Source organism: Vibrio sp. LB10LO1 (genome assembly GCF_010092875.1).
GTDB lineage: Bacteria > Pseudomonadota > Gammaproteobacteria > Enterobacterales > Vibrionaceae > Vibrio > Vibrio campbellii.
On record NZ_JAADJW010000037.1, the window covers coordinates 1 to 18,751 of the forward strand.

At 45.6% G+C, this 18,751-nt stretch carries 20 protein-coding genes; 4 read left to right on the forward strand and 16 right to left on the reverse strand.

Features of this window, described 5'->3' with window-relative positions; translation table 11 throughout:
• Positions 1–662 precede the first annotated feature (662 nt).
• The 7 genes from GXP65_RS20560 to dusA form a co-directional block, all read right to left on the reverse strand.
• Positions 663–1,442, reverse strand: a complete 780-nt coding sequence (locus GXP65_RS20560; RefSeq protein ID WP_162093606.1) for a phosphoadenylyl-sulfate reductase — start codon at positions 1,440–1,442, stop codon at positions 663–665.
• Positions 1,435–3,171 (reverse strand): assimilatory sulfite reductase (NADPH) hemoprotein subunit, encoded by a 1,737-nt coding sequence (gene cysI / locus GXP65_RS20565; RefSeq protein ID WP_051117702.1) that lies wholly within the window; start codon positions 3,169–3,171, stop codon positions 1,435–1,437. Before cysI ends, GXP65_RS20560 begins: the two co-directional genes overlap by 8 nt.
• Positions 3,171–5,045, reverse strand: a complete 1,875-nt coding sequence (locus tag GXP65_RS20570; protein WP_103410481.1) for an assimilatory sulfite reductase (NADPH) flavoprotein subunit — start codon at positions 5,043–5,045, stop codon at positions 3,171–3,173. Before GXP65_RS20570 ends, cysI begins: the two co-directional genes overlap by 1 nt.
• Before the next feature lie 117 nt (positions 5,046–5,162).
• Positions 5,163–5,393: a hypothetical protein gene (locus tag GXP65_RS20575; protein WP_005451530.1), complete on the reverse strand. Its 231-nt coding sequence runs from the start codon at positions 5,391–5,393 to the stop codon at positions 5,163–5,165.
• Positions 5,394–5,542: 149 nt separating this feature from the next.
• The gene (locus tag GXP65_RS20580; protein ID WP_005536440.1) at positions 5,543–6,208 is read right to left on the reverse strand and encodes a TIGR04219 family outer membrane beta-barrel protein; all 666 of its coding nucleotides are present in this window, start codon (positions 6,206–6,208) and stop codon (positions 5,543–5,545) included.
• A gap of 100 nt (positions 6,209–6,308) precedes the next feature.
• Positions 6,309–6,524 carry an envelope stress response protein PspG gene (gene pspG / locus GXP65_RS20585; protein WP_005451528.1) on the reverse strand — a complete coding sequence of 72 codons (216 nt, stop codon included), beginning with the start codon at positions 6,522–6,524 and terminating at the stop codon, positions 6,309–6,311.
• 163 nt (positions 6,525–6,687) lie between these two features.
• Positions 6,688–7,668: a tRNA dihydrouridine(20/20a) synthase DusA gene (dusA, locus tag GXP65_RS20590; protein WP_045369338.1), complete on the reverse strand. Its 981-nt coding sequence runs from the start codon at positions 7,666–7,668 to the stop codon at positions 6,688–6,690.
• A gap of 285 nt (positions 7,669–7,953) precedes the next feature.
• Here dusA and zur point away from each other — a divergent pair, with 285 nt between their 5' ends.
• Both zur and GXP65_RS20600 read left to right on the forward strand, forming a co-directional pair.
• Positions 7,954–8,409, forward strand: coding sequence for a zinc uptake transcriptional repressor Zur (gene zur, locus GXP65_RS20595; RefSeq protein ID WP_005536446.1), 456 nt, complete (start codon positions 7,954–7,956; stop codon positions 8,407–8,409).
• Between the two features lie 18 nt (positions 8,410–8,427).
• Positions 8,428–8,889: a chemotaxis protein CheX gene (locus tag GXP65_RS20600; protein WP_005381269.1), complete on the forward strand. Its 462-nt coding sequence runs from the start codon at positions 8,428–8,430 to the stop codon at positions 8,887–8,889.
• A 101-nt stretch (positions 8,890–8,990) separates the two neighbouring features.
• Here GXP65_RS20600 and pgi read toward each other — a convergent pair whose 3' ends face one another.
• Complete coding sequence (gene pgi / locus GXP65_RS20605; protein WP_162093607.1) at positions 8,991–10,643, reverse strand: glucose-6-phosphate isomerase; 1,653 nt, start codon at positions 10,641–10,643, stop codon at positions 8,991–8,993.
• Between the two features lie 306 nt (positions 10,644–10,949).
• Between pgi and GXP65_RS20610 the strand changes: the two genes are divergently transcribed.
• Positions 10,950–11,369 (forward strand): secondary thiamine-phosphate synthase enzyme YjbQ, encoded by a 420-nt coding sequence (locus GXP65_RS20610; protein WP_021017969.1) that lies wholly within the window; start codon positions 10,950–10,952, stop codon positions 11,367–11,369.
• 53 nt (positions 11,370–11,422) lie between these two features.
• Here GXP65_RS20610 and GXP65_RS20615 read toward each other — a convergent pair whose 3' ends face one another.
• The 3 genes from GXP65_RS20615 to GXP65_RS20625 are packed head-to-tail and all read right to left on the reverse strand — an operon-like array spanning position 11,423 to position 15,113.
• Positions 11,423–12,619, reverse strand: a complete 1,197-nt coding sequence (locus tag GXP65_RS20615; protein ID WP_162093608.1) for a BamA/TamA family outer membrane protein — start codon at positions 12,617–12,619, stop codon at positions 11,423–11,425.
• A 3-nt stretch (positions 12,620–12,622) separates the two neighbouring features.
• Positions 12,623–13,699 carry an alanine racemase gene (gene alr / locus GXP65_RS20620; RefSeq protein WP_205455599.1) on the reverse strand — a complete coding sequence of 359 codons (1,077 nt, stop codon included), beginning with the start codon at positions 13,697–13,699 and terminating at the stop codon, positions 12,623–12,625.
• A gap of 13 nt (positions 13,700–13,712) precedes the next feature.
• On the reverse strand, positions 13,713–15,113 hold the full coding sequence (locus tag GXP65_RS20625) for a replicative DNA helicase (RefSeq protein ID WP_020196769.1): 1,401 nt from the start codon (positions 15,111–15,113) through the stop codon (positions 13,713–13,715).
• A 320-nt stretch (positions 15,114–15,433) separates the two neighbouring features.
• Here GXP65_RS20625 and GXP65_RS20630 point away from each other — a divergent pair, with 320 nt between their 5' ends.
• On the forward strand, positions 15,434–16,198 hold the full coding sequence (locus GXP65_RS20630; protein WP_162093610.1) for a DUF481 domain-containing protein: 765 nt from the start codon (positions 15,434–15,436) through the stop codon (positions 16,196–16,198).
• 78 nt (positions 16,199–16,276) lie between these two features.
• On the opposite strand, the gene rplI is transcribed toward GXP65_RS20630, so the two are convergent.
• The 5 genes from rplI to rpe all read right to left on the reverse strand — a co-directional run bounded on the left by rplI (position 16,277) and on the right by rpe (position 18,659).
• Complete coding sequence (gene rplI, locus GXP65_RS20635) at positions 16,277–16,729, reverse strand: 50S ribosomal protein L9 (protein ID WP_005451518.1); 453 nt, start codon at positions 16,727–16,729, stop codon at positions 16,277–16,279.
• A gap of 32 nt (positions 16,730–16,761) precedes the next feature.
• Positions 16,762–16,989 carry a 30S ribosomal protein S18 gene (gene rpsR / locus GXP65_RS20640; RefSeq protein WP_000090472.1) on the reverse strand — a complete coding sequence of 76 codons (228 nt, stop codon included), beginning with the start codon at positions 16,987–16,989 and terminating at the stop codon, positions 16,762–16,764.
• Between the two features lie 16 nt (positions 16,990–17,005).
• Positions 17,006–17,308 carry a primosomal replication protein N gene (gene priB / locus GXP65_RS20645; RefSeq protein ID WP_038889577.1) on the reverse strand — a complete coding sequence of 101 codons (303 nt, stop codon included), beginning with the start codon at positions 17,306–17,308 and terminating at the stop codon, positions 17,006–17,008.
• A gap of 8 nt (positions 17,309–17,316) precedes the next feature.
• A complete protein-coding gene (rpsF, locus tag GXP65_RS20650; RefSeq protein ID WP_005438446.1) occupies positions 17,317–17,706 on the reverse strand; it encodes a 30S ribosomal protein S6 in 390 nt (129 codons plus the stop codon).
• Between the two features lie 281 nt (positions 17,707–17,987).
• Positions 17,988–18,659: a ribulose-phosphate 3-epimerase gene (rpe, locus tag GXP65_RS20655; protein WP_005532698.1), complete on the reverse strand. Its 672-nt coding sequence runs from the start codon at positions 18,657–18,659 to the stop codon at positions 17,988–17,990.
• Positions 18,660–18,751: the final 92 nt, after the last annotated feature.

Sequence of the window (18,751 nt, forward strand, 5' to 3'; positions counted from 1 at the left end):
TGTTAGGCCTGCCGCCAGCGTTCAATCTGAGCCATGATCAAACTCTTCAATTTAAGATTTTGTCGGCTCAATGAATACTGAACATTACATAAGTAATGTTTGAATTGACTGTGCTGAATCTTTCGATTCAATGGTCACTTCGTATCATTGAAACCTAATTTGATACCGAGGTATCTAATTGGATTATCATCAACGAGTGCCCACACAGATTGATAGGTCTATATTGTTAAAGAGCTACTCTTCTTTGTGATTCACATCACTTCGGAAGAGGCGGCCATTCTAGCGAGATAATTTTCTGTGTCAAACACTTTTTGCTATTTATTTTATTTTTTAAAGTAAAAGCAATTAACTATTTCGTTTTTTCTTTCTGACCTTGTCGACTTTGCTTTTAAGCCTTGTGAGCTCTGCCCTGTCGACAAGGAGGCATTATAGGGATCGCGCTCACATTGGCAAGCGTTATTTTGCAAAAATTGCAAAAATAATGGTTAAACGATGAGTTTTCGATCAAACCTTTATTTATCCAACTTTACCCCAAGAAAGCAAACAACTTATCCACAGAGTTATCCTTTTTCACCCTCTTTTTCTTCCTCTATAAATAAAGAAAGCTGCTTTACAGCAGCTTTCTTTATTTACTCTGAACACGGCTTTCGCCAGATTAGCATCTAAATGCCTGAGCCATCCTGCTCATTACCGTCGTCTTCATGTAATCCACACTCACGCTTTAAGCCAAAGAAACGGGTTTCTTCTTCTGACATACCCGGCTCCCACTTTCTACTGGTATGGGTATCTCCTACTGATAAGTAGCCTTGCTCCCAAAGAGGGTGATAACTCAAACTATGCTCTTCTAGGTAGTAGTGCACTTCCTTATTAGTCCAGTCGATCACTGGTAAGAATTTAAATACGCCATTTTGAATCGACAAGATTGGTAGACCTGCACGAGATTGACTTTGCTCTCGACGCAAACCTGAAAACCAAGTACCGACGTTTTGCTCACGTAGAGCTCGTCGCATTGGCTCGACTTTGTTTATCTTGTTGTACTTTTCAATTCCCTCTATACCTTGTTCCCAAAGTTTTCCATAGCGTGCTTCTTGCCAATTGGCACTTTCTTTTGCTCGGTACACTTTAAGGTTGAGGTTCAGTTGCGCTTTCAGCTGGTCGATAAATTGATAAGTCTCTGCAAATAGATAACCGGTGTCCGTTAGGATAATTGGAATGTCCGGCTTGTGTTGTGTCACAAGATGTAGCATCACTGCGGCTTGGATACCGAAACTGGAAGAGACTGCGAACTCCCCTTCTAAGTTCTCCAATGCCCACTTTACTCTCTCTTGTGCCGAAAGCTGTTCGAGCTCGACATTGATTTGAGCAAGACGGAGGATTTGCTCCGTCTTTGTTAATGTCAGTAACTCTGCTAGCTCCGGTTTGGACGCTACAGAATCAAGCATGGAAGTCCCTCTTTGATACGAACACTTCTTGGATAATGCCAGCTCGAATTGTGAAGTCACCAAATGCTTCGCCTTCTTCACGTTCAGCAGCCCAACGAGCCACCAGCTGATCAATCTCTTCTAAGATTTGCTTATCCGTAATGTTCTCTTTATACATCTTCGGTACTCGAGTACCACCGCGGTTACCACCTAGGTGTAAGTTGTATCGACCTGGTGCTTTACCAACTAAGCCGATTTCTGCCAGCATTGCTCGACCACAACCATTTGGACACCCTGTTACTCGCAGAATGATATTGTCTTCCTCAGGGATACCATGCTTTTCTAGAATACCTTCTACATCGGTTACGAACTGAGGAAGGTAGCGCTCTGCTTCTGCCATTGCTAATGGACACGTTGGGAACGCCACACACGCCATCGAGTTCTTACGCTGTTCACTTACGCCGTCATCCATTAAGCCATGTTCACGAGCAATCTTCTCGATCTTCGCTTTTTGGCTTTTTGGTACACCAGCAACAATCAGGTTTTGGTTTGCTGTCATACGGAAATCGCCTTTGTGGATTTTGGCAATTTCAGCAACGCCTGTCTTAAGTGGTTTACCCGGGAAATCTAATAGACGGCCGTTTTCGATGAAGAGTGCTAGGTGGTGCTTACCATCTATCCCTTCAACCCAACCGATACGGTCACCACGTTCTGTGAATTCGTAAGGACGGCTTTGCTCAAACTTAACACCGGCACGTTTTTCTACTTCCGCTTTAAACACATCACTACCAACACGATCTAATGTGTATTTGGTTTTTGCATTCTTACGATTTGAACGGTTACCCCAATCACGTTGAGTTGTTACTACAGCAGCAGCAACATCAAGTGTTTTCTCCAATGGAATAAAACCAAAGTCATCCGCTCTACGTGGGTAGGTTGACGTATCGCCATGCGTCATCGCTAGACCGCCACCAACAAGTACGTTAAAACCAACCAACTTGCCGTTATCTGCAATCGCTACGAAGTTAAGATCGTTAGCGTGTACGTCTACGTCATTTTGCGGTGGGATAACCACTGTGGTTTTAAACTTACGTGGTAAGTAGTTCTTACCTAGAATCGGTTCGTCTTCTTCCGTGCTTTCTACTTTTTCACCGTCCAACCAAATCTCTGCATAAGCGCGTGTCTTCGGTAGTAGATGCTCACTGATCTTCTTCGCCCATTCGTAAGCTTCTTGGTGTAGCTCCGACTCCACTGGATTAGTGGTACACAACACGTTACGGTTAACATCACCCGCAGTTGCAATCGAATCAATACCAATGCTGTTGAGCGTTTGGTGCATTAACTTGATATTTGGTTTTAGCACGCCATGGAACTGGAACGTTTGACGAGTAGTAAGACGAATACTTCCATATAGAGAATGCTCAGTTGCAAACTTGTCGATCGCTAGCCATTGCTTTGGCGTAATGATGCCACCCGGCATACGCGCACGAAGCATGACATTGTGCAGCGGCTCCAACTTTTGTTTAGCACGCTCGTTACGGATATCGCGGTCATCTTGCTGGTACATTCCGTGAAAACGAATCAATTGGAAGTTGTCTGCAGTAAAGCCACCAGTAATGCGGTCTTGCAGATCTTGTTCAATCGTTCCACGCAGTAAATTACTTTCTCTTTTAAGGCGCTCGTTATCCGAGAGTGGACCAAGCACCTCACCTAATACTTCTTGGCTGTTTGATTGTTGATTCGCGCTCATTAGTACACATCCCTTTGGTAACGTTTCGCTTTACGTAGATCGTTGATAAATGCTTCGGCTTCTTCACGAGATAGCTTGCCTTGTTGCTCGGCTACAAATACCAGAGCATCGTGAACATCTTTTGCCATACGAGTGGCATCACCACATACATAGATGTAGGCACCATCTTGAATCCATTGCCAAACTTGTTCAGCGTTTTCTAGGATGCGATGTTGAACATAAACCTTCTCTGCTTGGTCACGGCTAAACGCAACATCAAGGCGAGTCAGCAAACCTGACTTGAGGTACTTCTGCCATTCCACTTGGTAAAGGAAATCTTGAGTAAAGGTACGGTCACCAAAGAACAACCAGTTCTTGCCTTCCGCGTCACGGTTATCACGCTCCTGAATAAAGCTGCGGAAAGGCGCAATACCGGTACCAGGACCAACCATGATGATTGGAGTGTTGTCATCTTGTGGCAGTTTGAAGTTATTGTTGTGCTCAACAAACACCTTCACTTCACCGCCTTCTTCTAGACGTTGAGAGAGGAAACTTGATGCTCCGCCATAGCGCTTTTCATCACCTTTGTCGTATTCAACCAAGCCTACGGTTAGATGAACTTCTTCATCGACTTCCGTTTGACTCGAAGCGATAGAATATAGACGAGGCGTCAATCGACGAAGTAAACCAACTAATTCTTCTGCACTTAATTTGGTCTTCTTCTCTGCAAGTACATCTACCACTTGGGTATTTGCTGCGTACTCACGAAGTTTGTCTTTATCTTCCACTAGCTTTTGTAGTTTCTTGCTACCAGATAGCTCTGCGAATTTGGTGACAAACTGAGGGTTTGATGCGGTGATTTCGTACTTGCTAACCAATGCACTGTGAATAGAAAGGCTTTCGCCATCCACTTCAACACTTTCTACACCAGAGAGACCAGCCTTAGCTAAGATAGCGTTGGCTAATTCTGAACTATTGTCGAACCAAACACCTAGCGCATCACCTGGCTGATAGGTCAAACCCGACTCTTCAAGATCAATCTCTACATGGCGAACGTCTTTACCTGAATCACGGCCCGTGATTTTCTGGCTAGTCAGTAATGTTGCGGTATATGGGTTTTGCTTGTTATAAGCAGAATGTCCTGGAGCGGCTTGACCAACAGGTAGTTGAACGACTTCTGCTTCATTACCTGAAGAAAGGGCTTCTTTTACTTGTTCAAGCGCTTGCTTACGCCATTCTGCCGCCGGCGCTTCATAATCCACATCACAATCAATGCGATCGATGAAGGCTGTTGCGCCTAACTTAGACAAGTAACTATCAAAGTCTTTGCCCGTTTGGCAGAAGAACTCGTAACTAGAATCACCCAGCGCAATCACGGCGTATTGCAGGTTTGGTAACTTTGGTGCTTTCTTAGATTGAAGGAACTCATGCAGTTCAATAGCATTATCCGGCGCTTCACCTTCACCGTTGGTCGACGCCACAATGATCACGTGGGTCTCTTTCGCAAGGTTCTTTCCTTTGTAATCGCTGGCATCAAACAGCTCTACAGCAATACCTTCAGCTTTAGCTTCTTGCTCTAGTGCTTCAGCAACGCCTTTCGCGTTACCGGTTTGAGAAGCAAAAATGATGCTCAGTTTGCCTGCTGGCTTTGCAGCTACTGCAGCAGCCGCTTGTGCGATTGGTGTTGCAGCCGCCGCGCTTGGTTGGTTTTGAGCGAGTCCCCAGAAGTAACCGCTGACCCATGCCAGTTGCTGTGAAGACAACTCTGAGACAGTTTGCTGGAGTGAGTTAAATTGCTGGTCATTTAGTGGGCTTGCGATTGGTGGATTACCACCCTGCCCATTATTATCTTCCGACACTTTCTTGTGAGAATATTCATTCTGTTGAAAAGACATTGTCACGACATCCCTATTCATTGCGTGACGATAGATTAACCACTCTCTCTAATAACAAGAAAGAATAGAAGAGAATGTTTTATAACTTTTTGGAAGTAAGAACGCTGGACCTAGTGCTCAGCGATCCTCAATACGAACTTGTTGAAAGCCAACCGCCAACGCGGATTTTGATGCCGTATCGAGGTCATCATATAGGCACTCTTCCCCATGACTGTCTGTGAGACAAACAAACCCTCCACGGGCATGGCGAAACTCAACAACCCATCCTCCCTCTTGAATTGAAGGCTCGATGATGGCTTCTACTAGCTGGTTGTCACGAAATAGATGTCGTAATTCATTTATTGTCATCGCAATCCCTGCTCCAACTTTTCTACATTGCTCTCAATAAGCATGGTCGAAGACTGAAACTTGGGCGAGAAATTCGATTTAATATAATGAAGTGATATAAAAAAACGCCGCTTATAAAGCGACGTTTTAAAGGAATGAATGCAGCGTACTTAGAAAGAAAACTGAGCACCAACAAAGAAGCCGTCTGCAAAAATGAACTCTTTACCTAGGTTCGACAAGAATTCTTCAGACTCTAAATCAATCACACGGTAGCCACCACGGAATGTTAACTCAGACTCTTGGAAAGGAATTCGGTACTGAACACCAGCCATTAGGTCGGTACTCTTAATGCCTTTGTTATCGCCGAAGTTCATTTCACCAATCACATCAAAGTTTGTGTTTGGCACTGTGATTTCTGCATAGCCGTACCAAGCCCAAATCAGCTCATCAAAGTCTTCAGTGCGAGCATTAGTGCCTGCGTCTACGTATTTTGTATCGCTCAAATTACTAAAGGTCAGACCCGCATCAAAATGCATCAAGTCGTGTTCAAGAATTTGGTAGTAAAGAGTGAGATCAAGTTTGTCGAAACCCATGTAATCCGCATCAACACTTGAGTAACGAAGGCGCGCATTGGGAACGTACTTTACGTCATGCTCTATCGCAGCATAATAAGAACCCGTTGTGTCGCTATCTCTTCTTACTTCATTCACTTTGGTATCCGCTACCCAAACTTCCGCACCGACCTTGGTAGTGAAAGAAGACTCTTGCTCTGCAAAACAAGGGTTAGACGCTGCCAACGATAGTGTCGCTAAAGCGATGGTCGCTTTATATGTCATGTAATTTTTACTCCGAGATAGCTGATTTCAACATTAAGGGGCATGTGAGAAATACTAACATACTCTCACAGCCCGCCATCAACTAAATCTCTACAATCCGTTACTTATAACGAGGCTGAGCGACGAAGTTTTTAAAAAACCATATACCTAATGCAATGACTATCAACCAAGGCAATAGTTTTAATACTGCGCCCACCATACCCAACAAGAACATCACAACCAATGCGATACCTGTCGCGGCAAATACGGTCACCATGGTAATACCGGTTACCAACAGGGTTGCTGTGAAAACTAAAATAAAGATCAGCTCCAACATAATCACTTCTCCTTTGTTTTAGTTTTACTAGAGCAGGTTCCATACCAACTTACAAAAAACAGCATAAACCAATGATATTTAGACAAAAATAAAGCCAGAGGCATTTCCACACTCTGGCTTTATCACTTGTCAGTTGGTCATTTTCACCAACCACTGGTGAAATTTACACATTCAATTCTTTTGGGATCTTCGCTAGTGCGTCTTGCAGCACTTCTAGGCCAGAACCCGGTTTGTGCGCGTTTTCACTGATGTGACGACGCCATTGACGAGCACCCGGCATGCTTTGGAACAGACCCAGCATGTGGCGTGTGATGTGACCTAGGTAAGCCCCTTTTGCCAATTGCGCTTCAATGTACGGGTACATCTCTTCAACAATTTCGCTGCGCTTTTTCACTGGCGTGTTTGAACCAAATAGTTCTTGGTCAACAGATGCCAACAAATAAGGGCTTTGGTACGCTTCTCGACCGATCATCACACCATCTAGGTATTGTAGATGCTCTTTCGCTTCTTCTAATGATTTCACACCACCGTTAATCGCAATCGTTAAGTGTGAGAAATCTTTCTTCAGTTGGTAAGCGCGTGGGTAATCCAATGGTGGGATCTCACGGTTCTCTTTAGGGCTTAGACCACTTAACCATGCTTTACGTGCGTGGATAGTGAACTGCTCACAGCCACCCTTCTCAGAAACAATAGATACGAAATCGGTTAGGAACTCATAAGAGTCTTGGTCATCGATGCCGATACGTGTTTTCACAGTAACAGGCACGTCTACCACGTCTTTCATCGCCGCTACGCAGTCTGCGACCAATTGAGGCTCTGCCATTAAACATGCACCGAAGCGACCATTTTGAACACGATCCGACGGACAACCCACGTTTAGGTTAATCTCATCGTAGCCGCGCTCCTGTGCTAGCTTGGCACACGTTGCCAAATCTGCTGGGTTAGAACCACCAAGCTGAAGGGCTAACGGATGCTCTTCTTCGTTATAAGCCAGGAAATCCCCTTTTCCATGAATGATCGCGCCTGTAGTCACCATTTCGGTGTACAACAGGGTTTCTTTGGTCATTAAGCGATGGAAGTAGCGACAATGACGATCCGTCCAATCCAACATTGGTGCTACAGAGAGCCTGCAAGAATGAGTCATGATATAAACACCCGTTTTTACGTTGCCAAGATAGAGCGCGACGGTGCGCTCAAAAAATGAAGTCGGGTATTGTATACCCACTGTGCAGTGGATGCGAGTGTTGTGAGCTTACTTCCCAACTGGTGTATTTCGGCATTGGGATCTCGTTCTGTGATATCGGTTACTCTGTCTGATATACACCTGCTTGCTTTAATTCATGATTTTCGGTCTGATAGTGGGTAAAATGAAGTCTTTCTAAACGAAGTTCGTATAGAAATGGTTTATCATAAAGCACGTCCGATAGTTATGGTGAAAGATTTGGACCCAACAATCCTTGAACAAATTGAACATATCTGCGCAGAGCGCGGAGTAAGATTGACGCCGCAACGCCGACGCGTTTTTGAGCTCATTTGTTCTAATCGCCGCGCCTCTAGTGCGTATGAGCTATTGGAGCAACTGAAAGAGAGTGAGCCACAGGCTAAACCACCGACGGTATACCGAGCATTAGATTTTCTTCTAGAACAAGGCTTTATTCATCGAGTGGAATCAAACAACAGCTTTATCACTTGCTGTTCGTTCAACACTCAACAGCACTTTTTCCAACTGCTAATTTGCGATAAATGTGGCGATGTCGTTGAACTTGAAGACGAGACGCTGATATCCTTGTTAGCCAATAACGCCGAGAAACATGGATTCAAACTGACGAATCACGTTATCGAAACCCATGGCGAGTGCCAGGCATGTTCCTCGGAGACGAAATAAGAAAGATAGAAGAACGTTATGCGCGCTGAATTTGTAAACCCGTTTTTGGCTTCTTTAATGAATGTGCTAAAAACCATGGCTTCGCTTGAATTGAAGCCACAAAAACCGCGAATCAAGAAAGATGAGATCGCACGAGGTGACGTTTCTGGCCTTATTGGCATGGTTGGCCCACAAACTCGTGGCTCTATGTCGATTACCTTTGACGAAGCGTTAGCACTTGAAATCATGCAGAACATGCTTGGTGAACGTCCAAATGGACTGAACGAAGAAGTGACTGACATGGTGGGCGAAATCACGAATATGGTGACAGGCGGAGCGAAGCGCATTCTAGCGGAAAGTGGGTTTGATTTTGATATGGCAACACCGGTTGTGGTATCAGGTCGAGGTCATACCATTCGCCACAAGTGTGAAGGTTCAATCATCATCATGCCTTTCTCTTCACAGTGGGGAAATGCCTTCATCGAGATTTGCTTCGAATAATCGAGAAGAAATAGGTTGGTCAGTACCAACCTATTTTTGTTTCTGCCTCAGGCAATAAAAAAGGTCAGCATTTGCTGACCTTTTGTTTTTCTATTCAAACATTAAGCCTTGAACGCTTTAAATGCATTGATTAGACCGTTTGTCGAGCTGTCGTGTGAACTAATCTCAGAACCGTCAGCTAGCTCAGGTAGGATTTGGTTCGCTAGTTGTTTGCCTAGCTCAACACCCCATTGGTCGAAGCTGAAGATGTTCCAGATAACGCCTTGAACGAAGATTTTGTGCTCGTACATTGCGATCAGGTTACCTAGCGTGCGAGGTGTGATTTGCTTAACTAGGATAGAGTTCGTTGGGCGATTACCTTCAAATACTTTGAATGGTACTAGAGACGCCATTTCTTCTTCGCTCTTACCTGCTTTCGCAAATTCTGCTTTCACAGTTTCTGCAGACTTACCAAATGCCAGTGCTTCTGTTTGTGCAAAGAAGTTAGACATCAGTTTTTGGTGGTGGTCGCTTGCTGGGTTGTGGCTGATTGCTGGTGCAATGAAGTCACATGGGATCAGCTTAGTGCCTTGGTGAATCAGCTGGTAAAACGCGTGCTGACCGTTAGTACCTGGCTCACCCCAGATGATAGGACCCGTTTGGTAAGTCACTGCGTTACCTTCACGGTCTACGTACTTACCGTTAGATTCCATGTTACCTTGCTGGAAGTACGCCGCGAAGCGGTGCATGTACTGATCGTAAGGTAGGATTGCTTCAGACTCAGCGCCGTGGAAGTTGTTGTACCAAATACCGATCAGAGCAAGAATCACTGGGATGTTGCTTTCTAGATCTGTCGACACGAAGTGGTTATCCATCTCGTGAGCACCGTCTAGAAGCTCAATGAAGTTGTCGTAACCTACAGCCAGTGCAATTGAAAGACCGATTGCAGACCATAGTGAGTAACGACCACCAACCCAGTCCCAGAACTCAAACATGTTGTCTGTGTCGATACCAAACTCAGATACCGCAGGAGCGTTAGTAGAAAGCGCTGCGAAGTGCTTAGCAACGTGTGCTTGATCGCCAGCAGTTGCTAGGAACCAATCACGTGCAGAGTGCGCGTTTGTCATAGTTTCTTGAGTCGTGAACGTCTTAGACGCGATCAAGAATAGCGTTGTCTCTGGGTCTACTTTCTTCAAAGTTTCAACGATGTGAGTACCATCAACGTTAGAAACGAAGTGTAGGTTTAGGTGGTTTTTGTATGGTGCTAGTGCTTCAGTCACCATGTAAGGACCAAGGTCAGAACCGCCGATACCGATGTTTACGATGTCTGTGATTGCTTTACCTGTGTAACCTTTCCACTCACCGCCAATTACGCGCTCAGTGAATGATTTAATTTTCTCAAGAACTGCGTTTACCGCAGGCATTACGTCTTCGCCGCCAACCATTACAGGTTTGTTAGAACGGTTACGCAGTGCAGTGTGAAGAACAGCGCGATCTTCTGTTTTGTTGATCGCTTCACCACTGAACATCGCTTCAATTGCTGACTTAAGCTCAGTCTCGTTCGCAAGAGCGAAAAGGTGCTTCAGAGTTTCCTCGTTGATTAGGTTCTTTGAGTAATCGACTAGGATGTCTGAGCCGAAGCGTGCAGAGTATTTGTCGAAACGCGCTGCGTCTTGAGCAAATAGCTCTTTCAGATCCATATCTTGTGCAGATTCGAAATGCGCAGTTAGCGCTTTCCAAGCTTGTGTTTGCGTTGGATTGATATTTTTCAACATGGTCTTTATCCCGATGTTACAGTAGGTTCCATTCCTGACAGTCTAGCGAAAACTGCGGAATCCCCGATTAAGCAAATAGAATATAAATGAGATGTTTGGGCAAATTGCCACAAAACAAGTCTTTGTAATTTTTTTTCAGTCGCCAATTATGACTGAGTGCCCTTTCACTCGCATTGAGTTAGGTCACGTTCCCTGTTTCGAATTTAAACAATTCATTTATGATGTTGGGAATCATATCATTTCGTAATGACAGGCTCTAACTGGATTAGGATAGACGCCAAACCAAATTTTTCCAAAGGAACGCATATGTGGGCACAAAAAACTCTACAATTAAAAGCGCGTAGCCGAGGCTTTCATCTAATCACTGATGAAATTGAACAACAATTACCACAAATCCAATCGCTTTCAGTAGGTTTGTTACATTTGTTTATTCAACATACGTCCGCTAGCCTGACCTTAAATGAAAACGCAGACCCAACAGTACGTATGGATATGGAAGCCCACTTCAATAAGTTTGTGCCTGAGCGTGCACCATATTACCAACATACTTATGAAGGCGATGATGATATGCCCGCACATATTAAAGCCTCTCTACTTGGCAGCAGTGTGACAATTCCTATCCAAAACGGTCAGTTAGCTTTAGGAACATGGCAGGGTATTTACTTAGGTGAACACCGAGATTACGGTGGCAGTCGTCGTATTATTGCCACCATCAACGGTGAATAGTTCAGATAAAACAAAGGCTAACTCACAAGGTTAGCCTTTGTTTTTATATCGATTTAGAACGGTTGGTTGATCATGACTCGGAAAGTGCCTTCATCGGCACCTTTGGCCATTTCAGCACGAACCACAATCCCTTCGACTTGGAAGCGCACCGCACCGCCGACGTTCCACTTCATGTCTTCATGCAGTGTTTTTAAATCATAATCGTCCGCGACTCGCCCCACTTCAGCAAACGCGACCCATTGCCACCACGGCAGATCGTAGTAGTTGATGAGAGGGATATCATCAAGCGGCTGCCAGTCTGGTAGTACCCGATATTCTGCAGAATAGTGAATCGCACTGCGGCCGTGGTAGCGACCCGCGGTATAACCACGTAGACGATACAAGCCACCCAAGCGAGCTTGCTCTTGCTCTGGTGGACGAGCACATACTGCGCCATCGCATTTATTCCATGTCGGCGTATCTGCAGTATAGAAATCAAACGCCAGCACTTGCTGATCAAACCAATCGCCCAACGGACCTAACGAGTAATACTGACTATTTTGAAATTCCCACTTCAGCCATAAGTCTTCCGACTGTAGGCTCTCTGCACCCGTGGTTAAATCAAACGACGTATGAGAGCCTCGTGTCGTGTTACGCACACTGTCGCGGTTGTCCCAGTCAAATGTCAGGCTGAACCCTGTCGCTTCTTCTTTCTTATCATTGTAGAAATCTAACTCACGAGAAGAATAAAACGGCGTGAAGATAATTGAGCTCACACCAGAATCGACCGGAGAAGCAAAGCTCACATCTCTCACTGGTTGGAATGCACCAATCAGTCCGTGTTCACGAACATTGCCCCAAGGAAGCAGGTACTTGAACTCCAGTTTGTAGTTCTCTTCGTCGCCATTGGTTACCGTTTTATCTTCCGTTGAAGAGCTATTCGAACCTTGTTCACCTAAGTAATAAGGGTTGTCGTTAAAGCGCGCTTGATACATCTGCGTGCTAAACAAAAGGTTTGAAGACAAAGCGTAGTTGAAGGCCGAAAGAAAACCGACGTAGCTGTCCTTCTCTGAATACAGGCCCATACCAAACAAGGCAGCTTGCGGTTGCCCTACTCCTTTTGCAACGCCAGCAAGGCCTACTGTACTTCCGAGCGTTTCAGTACTGAAATAGAACGGAACAAATGCTGAGTCTTTCTCTTTCGCGACTATCTGTGGAGATAAAAAAAGGCTGGCAGAAAATGCCAGCACTGAGAATAATCTTTTCTTCATGGGTTACTTCGAATATTCCATTTCGACACGAGAAGTCAGTTTAGTCACCAACTCATAAGCAATGGTGCCTATGTGGCTTGCTACCTCTTCTACCGGTAAGTCCTTGCCCCATAGAATCGCTTCATCGCTTACTTTATCAGTCGCATCTGGCCCTAAATCGACCGTCAGCATATCCATAGAAACACGGCCTGCAATTGGTACTTTGCGTCCATTAACCAGAACAGGCGTACCATTTGGCGCTGTACGTGGGTAGCCATCACCGTAACCCACCGCAATCACGCCGACTTTGGTATCACGCTCGCTGGTCCACATGCCGCCGTAACCGACACTTTCGCCTTTTTTCACTTCACGTACTGCGATCAAGTGCGACTTCAGTGTCATAACAGGTTTGTAACCCATATCTTGCGCGGTTTTATCGTTGAATGGAGACACGCCGTACATAATGATACCCGGACGAACCCAATCTAACTGACTTTGTGGCCAAGCAAGCAAGCCTGCTGACGCCGCCAAAGAACGCTCGCCCTGACAGCCAGCGGTAAGCGACATAAACAAGTCGATTTGCTCTGTCGTGATGCTGTTATCCAGTTCATCAGCGCAACCAAAGTGGCTCATGTAACGCAGCGGTTTCGCCACATTTGGACACTCTTTCAGGCGTGTGATGAATTCATTGTATTGCTCTGGACGTACACCAAGACGATGCATACCACTATCGATTTTGAGCCAAACCACAACTGGCGTTTCAAGCTCTGCTTGTTCTAATGCCACCAACTGCTCTTCACAGTGGACAACCGTTTGAATGTTATTGGTCACCAATACAGGTAAGTCGCCAGGTGAGTAAAAACCTTCTAGTAATAGAATCGGCTTCACCACACCACACGCGCGTAGCTGAAGCGCTTCTTCAATGCGAGCTACGCCAAAGGCATCCGCATGCGTCGCGTGTTTTGCCACATGGCGCAGACCATGACCGTAGCCATTTGCCTTCACCACCGCCATCACTTTGCTGTCTGGCGCCTGTTCTTTTACGCGTTGTAAATTGTGCTGCAGTGCTGACAAGTCAATACATGCCATCGCAGCTTTCATGTAGCTCATTGCATTACTCATCATCGATATCAAATGCAGGGCCCGCGTAGTTATCGAAACGCGAGTGTTGACCTTGGAAGGTTAAGCGAACCGAACCGATAGGGCCGTTACGTTGCTTACCAAGAATAATTTCTGCCGTGCCTTTGTATGGGCTATCTGGGTTGTAAACCTCGTCACGGTAAATAAACATGATCAAGTCGGCATCCTGCTCGATAGAGCCCGATTCACGCAAGTCCGAGTTAACTGGGCGCTTATCGGCACGTTGCTCTAGGGAACGGTTTAGCTGTGATAGCGCAACGACTGGCACATTCAACTCTTTCGCCAACGCTTTAAGTGAGCGCGAGATTTCCGCGATTTCCAAGGTACGGTTATCAGAGAGAGCAGGAACACGCATTAACTGAAGGTAGTCGACCATGATCATCGAAAGACCACCGTGTTCACGCGCCACACGACGAGCACGGGAACGTACTTCTGTTGGTGTAAGGCCAGAGCTGTCATCGATGTACATGTTTTTCTTCTGCATTAGGATACCCATGGTAGAAGAAATACGTGCCCAATCTTCATCATCAAGCTGACCTGTACGGATCTTGGTTTGGTCAACGCGAGATAGGGACGCAAGCATACGCATCATCAACTGTTCGGCAGGCATCTCTAGCGAGAAGATAAGTACCGGCTTGTCTTGGTCCATCGCCGCGTTTTCACACAAGTTCATCGCAAAAGTGGTTTTACCCATCGATGGACGTGCCGCAACGATAACCAAATCAGAACCTTGTAGACCCGCCGTTTTTTTGTTGAGGTCGTTGAAGCCAGTGTTTACACCCGTCACACCATCTTGAGGTGTTTTGTATAGCATCTCGATACGCTCTAGCGTTTTTTCGAGAATGTTATCGACGTTTTGTGGGCCTTCGTTTTCGCTAGTACGAGATTCTGCAATGGCGAAAACTTTACTCTCCGCCATATCAATTAAGTCTTCTGAGCTTCGACCTTGAGGATCATAACCAGCGTCTGCAATTTCATTTGCTACACCGATCAGGCCGCGCACAATTGCACGCTCCGCTACGATGTCCGCGTAAGCGTTGATGTTCGCTGCACTTGGTGTGTTTTTCGCAAGATCCGCAAGGTACGCAAAGCCACCCACGTCTTCCAATTGTTCGTGACGCTCTAGGTGCTCCGACAGGGTAATCAAGTCGAGAGGCTTACCCTGTTCAAGAATGGTTTTTACGCCTTCGAAGATTAGACGGTGAGGACGGCTATAGAAATCACTGCTCACAACACGCTCGGCGACCGTGTCCCAACGTTCATTGTCCAGTAAGAGACCACCAATTACTGATTGCTCGGCTTCTAGCGAGTGAGGTGGCACTTTGATTGCGTCGACCTGACTGTCTGAAGGTTTGCGATTTCTGTTTTCCGCCATGACTTTGCTCGATAACTACTAATGACCCAAGATTATAACCTTAAACCTAGCCAATATGCTTCCCTGAAGCGACAATTACTTGTTAAGAATTCAACAAGCAATTGACTGTGAAAGCGCTTTTTATGGTGCGAAATTACGCAATTGCGGTAGAATCTCTCCCAATCACGCTGAAACAGACAGTTAGAAAAGTTCAATGCGCAAAGCAGGCCTGATGATAAGGTTCTTCAGCTTAGGTCTAATAAAAATTAACCTATCATTGACCGAATAAAACATCTGTATCAGTATCATGCCCCTCCTTTTTTATTACGTTCGAGGTATTTGTGTCCCGATACTGGTTACTTGGCTTTAGCTTACTTTGCACGGGAGCATCGTACGCTGAAGAATCAGTACAGCCAGAGCAAGAAATTGAAGTGCCCGATCCTCTACAAACTGAGGTCGAGTTCGGCTATCAAGCTCACACAGGTAACACGGACTCTCGTTCCCTGAATGCTCGTCTGAGTGCTGAATACACTTCTGGTCGCCACCGTTCTAGCGGCGAATGGAAGTACTACAACCTTTATAAAGATGGGGAGGAAGACAAGCGCTCTTCCACCTACAGCGCGCAAAGCGACTATAAGTTAGGCCCAAAAACCTACTTGTACGGCAGCTTTAAAGGGGTTGATTCACGCTACAGTGCTTACTTTAAAGATTACACCCTTTCTGGCGGTCTGGGTTACCAGTTCGCATATACAGAAAAGTTTATTTTGGAAGCGGAGATCGGTCCTGGTTTTCGTTACCAGGAACCAAACTTAGATGAAATAGATGACGATGACATCATCTTTCCAGACATCGTTCAGGAAGGTATCGTACGTGGTAATATCAACACCACATGGCAAGCTTTAGATAACTTAAGTCTCTCTGCCGATGTCACTTTGGTAGCTGGTAAAAGCAACACTCGTGTTGATAGTGATCTGAGTGTTACCAATGACATTACCGAAGACATTGCTCTTAAATTAGCGCACTCTCGTCAATATCACGATAAAGTGCCAGAAGGCTTGAGCAAGGCGGATAGTGTGTTTTCCGTCAACCTTTTGTTTGCCTTCTAACTCCCGCTTTTCATAATATTCAGACATAAAAAAAGCACCTCCGAGGAGGTGCTTTTTACTATTTCGCTTGGTACTGAATTACTCAGCAGCAACAACTTGTAGGTTGATTGTAGCGAAAACTTCAGAGTGAAGTTGAACGCTGATCTCGAACTCACCAGTGTTACGTAGAGCACCTTCAGGAAGGCGAACTTCGCTCTTAGCAACTTCAACGCCTGCAGCTGTGATAGCTTCAGCGATGTCACGAGTACCGATAGAACCGAATAGTTTGCCTTCGTCACCAGCTTTAGAAGCAAGAACAACTGCTTCTAGAGCGTTAACTTTCTCAGCACGTGCTTCAGCAGCAGCTAGTTGCTCAGCAACTTTAGCTTCTAGTTCAGCGCGACGAGCTTCGAACATTTCAACGTTGCCTTTAGTCGCCATAACTGCTTTACCTTGAGGGATAAGGAAGTTACGAGCGTAGCCAGATTTAACGTTTACTGTGTCGCCAAGACCACCTAGGTTACCGATTTTATCAAGTAGAATAACTTGCATTGCTTAATCCTCTTTCTTAATAAAACGACCGATTACTGATGCTTATCAGTGTACGGTAGTAGAGCTAGGTAGCGTGAACGCTTGATAGCGCGAGCTAGTTGACGTTGGTATTTAGCGCTTGTACCAGTGATACGGCTAGGAACGATTTTACCAGCTTCAGTGATGTAGTTTTTAAGAGTTGCTACGTCTTTGTAATCAATCTCTTGTACGCCTTCTGCAGTGAAACGGCAGAATTTACGACGACGGAAGAAACGAGCCATGGGCTATCTCCTGATCTTAAATTTGAGTAATGTTGTCGGCATGTAACACTAATTTCCCAACGCCATTTCGGCCGGTCTGATAGGCGACAAATCCACCTACCTTAATGTTACTACCTTGTACTAAATTCTGAGTTAATGCTTGTGACCCAAGCCCACTGACGACTACCGGCATTCGACAATAAACTTGTCGAGGTAGGTCAGCTTCGATAACAGTAGAGCGGTGCTCTAACCAAAACCGACAGTGTTCAATGCCACCAGGGCTTTTACTACGAATGGGCGGCTTGGCAATGGTGCCACTCAGCTCCATTCGATTGGTCATAAGAAATATTACTCAGCAGCTGCTTCTGGCTTAGCTTCAGCACGCTCTTCGCGACGAGGAGCACGCTCTGCACGCTCTTCTTTCTGCTTAAGCATGATAGATTGCTCAGTGATAGCCGCTTTAGTACGCATGATCATGTTACGTAGAACTGCATCGTTGAAACGGAAAGCAGTTTCTAGTTCGTCGATCACTTCTTGACCAGCTTCAACGTTCATTAGAACGTAGTGAGCTTTGTGAAGCTTGTTGATTGGGTAAGCCAGTTGACGACGGCCCCAGTCTTCTAGACGGTGGATTTTACCGCCAGCTTCAGTGATTGAACCAGTGTAACGCTCGATCATGCCAGCAACTTGCTCGCTTTGATCTGGGTGCACCATGAATACGATTTCGTAATGACGCATTGGTTGCTCCTTACGGATTATTCAGCTTCCACAAATGGCTCAGTCGTCCAGAGGAAGCAAGGAACTAAAGAAAATTGACTGAGTTTTAAGGAGCACGAATAGTACAGAAAGGACGCAAAATAGGCAAGTGATTATTTGCACACCACGATGGATATTTTTTATAACCTCGCGCCAGAAACAACAAAGGCTGCCAGCAAAGTGGCAGCCTTTTAAATCATAGCGTTATCGCGCTGGTTTCAGGGCGTGTTTGTCGCGCTGGTTTCAGGGCGTGTTTGTCGCGCTTATTTTACTTCTGCAAGTTCAGCACGCATTTTGTCGATCACTTGCTTGTAATCTGGTTCACTGAAAATCGCAGAGCCCGCTACAAACATATCTGCACCCGCTTCGGCGATTTCACGGATGTTATCTACCTTCACGCCACCATCGATTTCTAGACGGATATCGCGACCAGACTCGTCGATCATCTTACGCACTGCACGTAGCTTATCTAACGTGTGAGGAATGAATGATTGACCACCGAAGCCAGGGTTTACAGACATCAGTAGAATCAGGTCAACTTTGTCCATGATGAATTCAAGGTGTGCAAGTGGTGTTGCTGGGTTAAGAACCACACCCGCTTTACAGCCGTGCTCTTTGATCAGTTGAAGAGTACGGTCAACGTGCTCAGATGCTTCAATGTGGAAAGTAATCATCGATGCGCCAGCTTTGGCGAAATCAGGGATGATGCGATCAACAGGCTTCACCATCAGGTGAACATCGATTGGCGCTGTGATGCCGTAATCACGTAGCGCTTTACATACAGGCGCACCAAAAGTCAGGTTTGGTACATAGTGGTTGTCCATAACGTCGAAGTGCACCACATCCGCACCCGCTGCGAGTACTTTTTCTACGTCTTCACCGAGACGAGCAAAATCAGCTGATAAAATGGATGGAGCAATTAGAAAATCTTTCATACCTGACCTCAGTAGTGGCGAGCAAACAGCAAACAATTTGTTGCGCGCAATTCTACCGAAGCCAGTGGGGAGATCCACTATTTAGATACAAT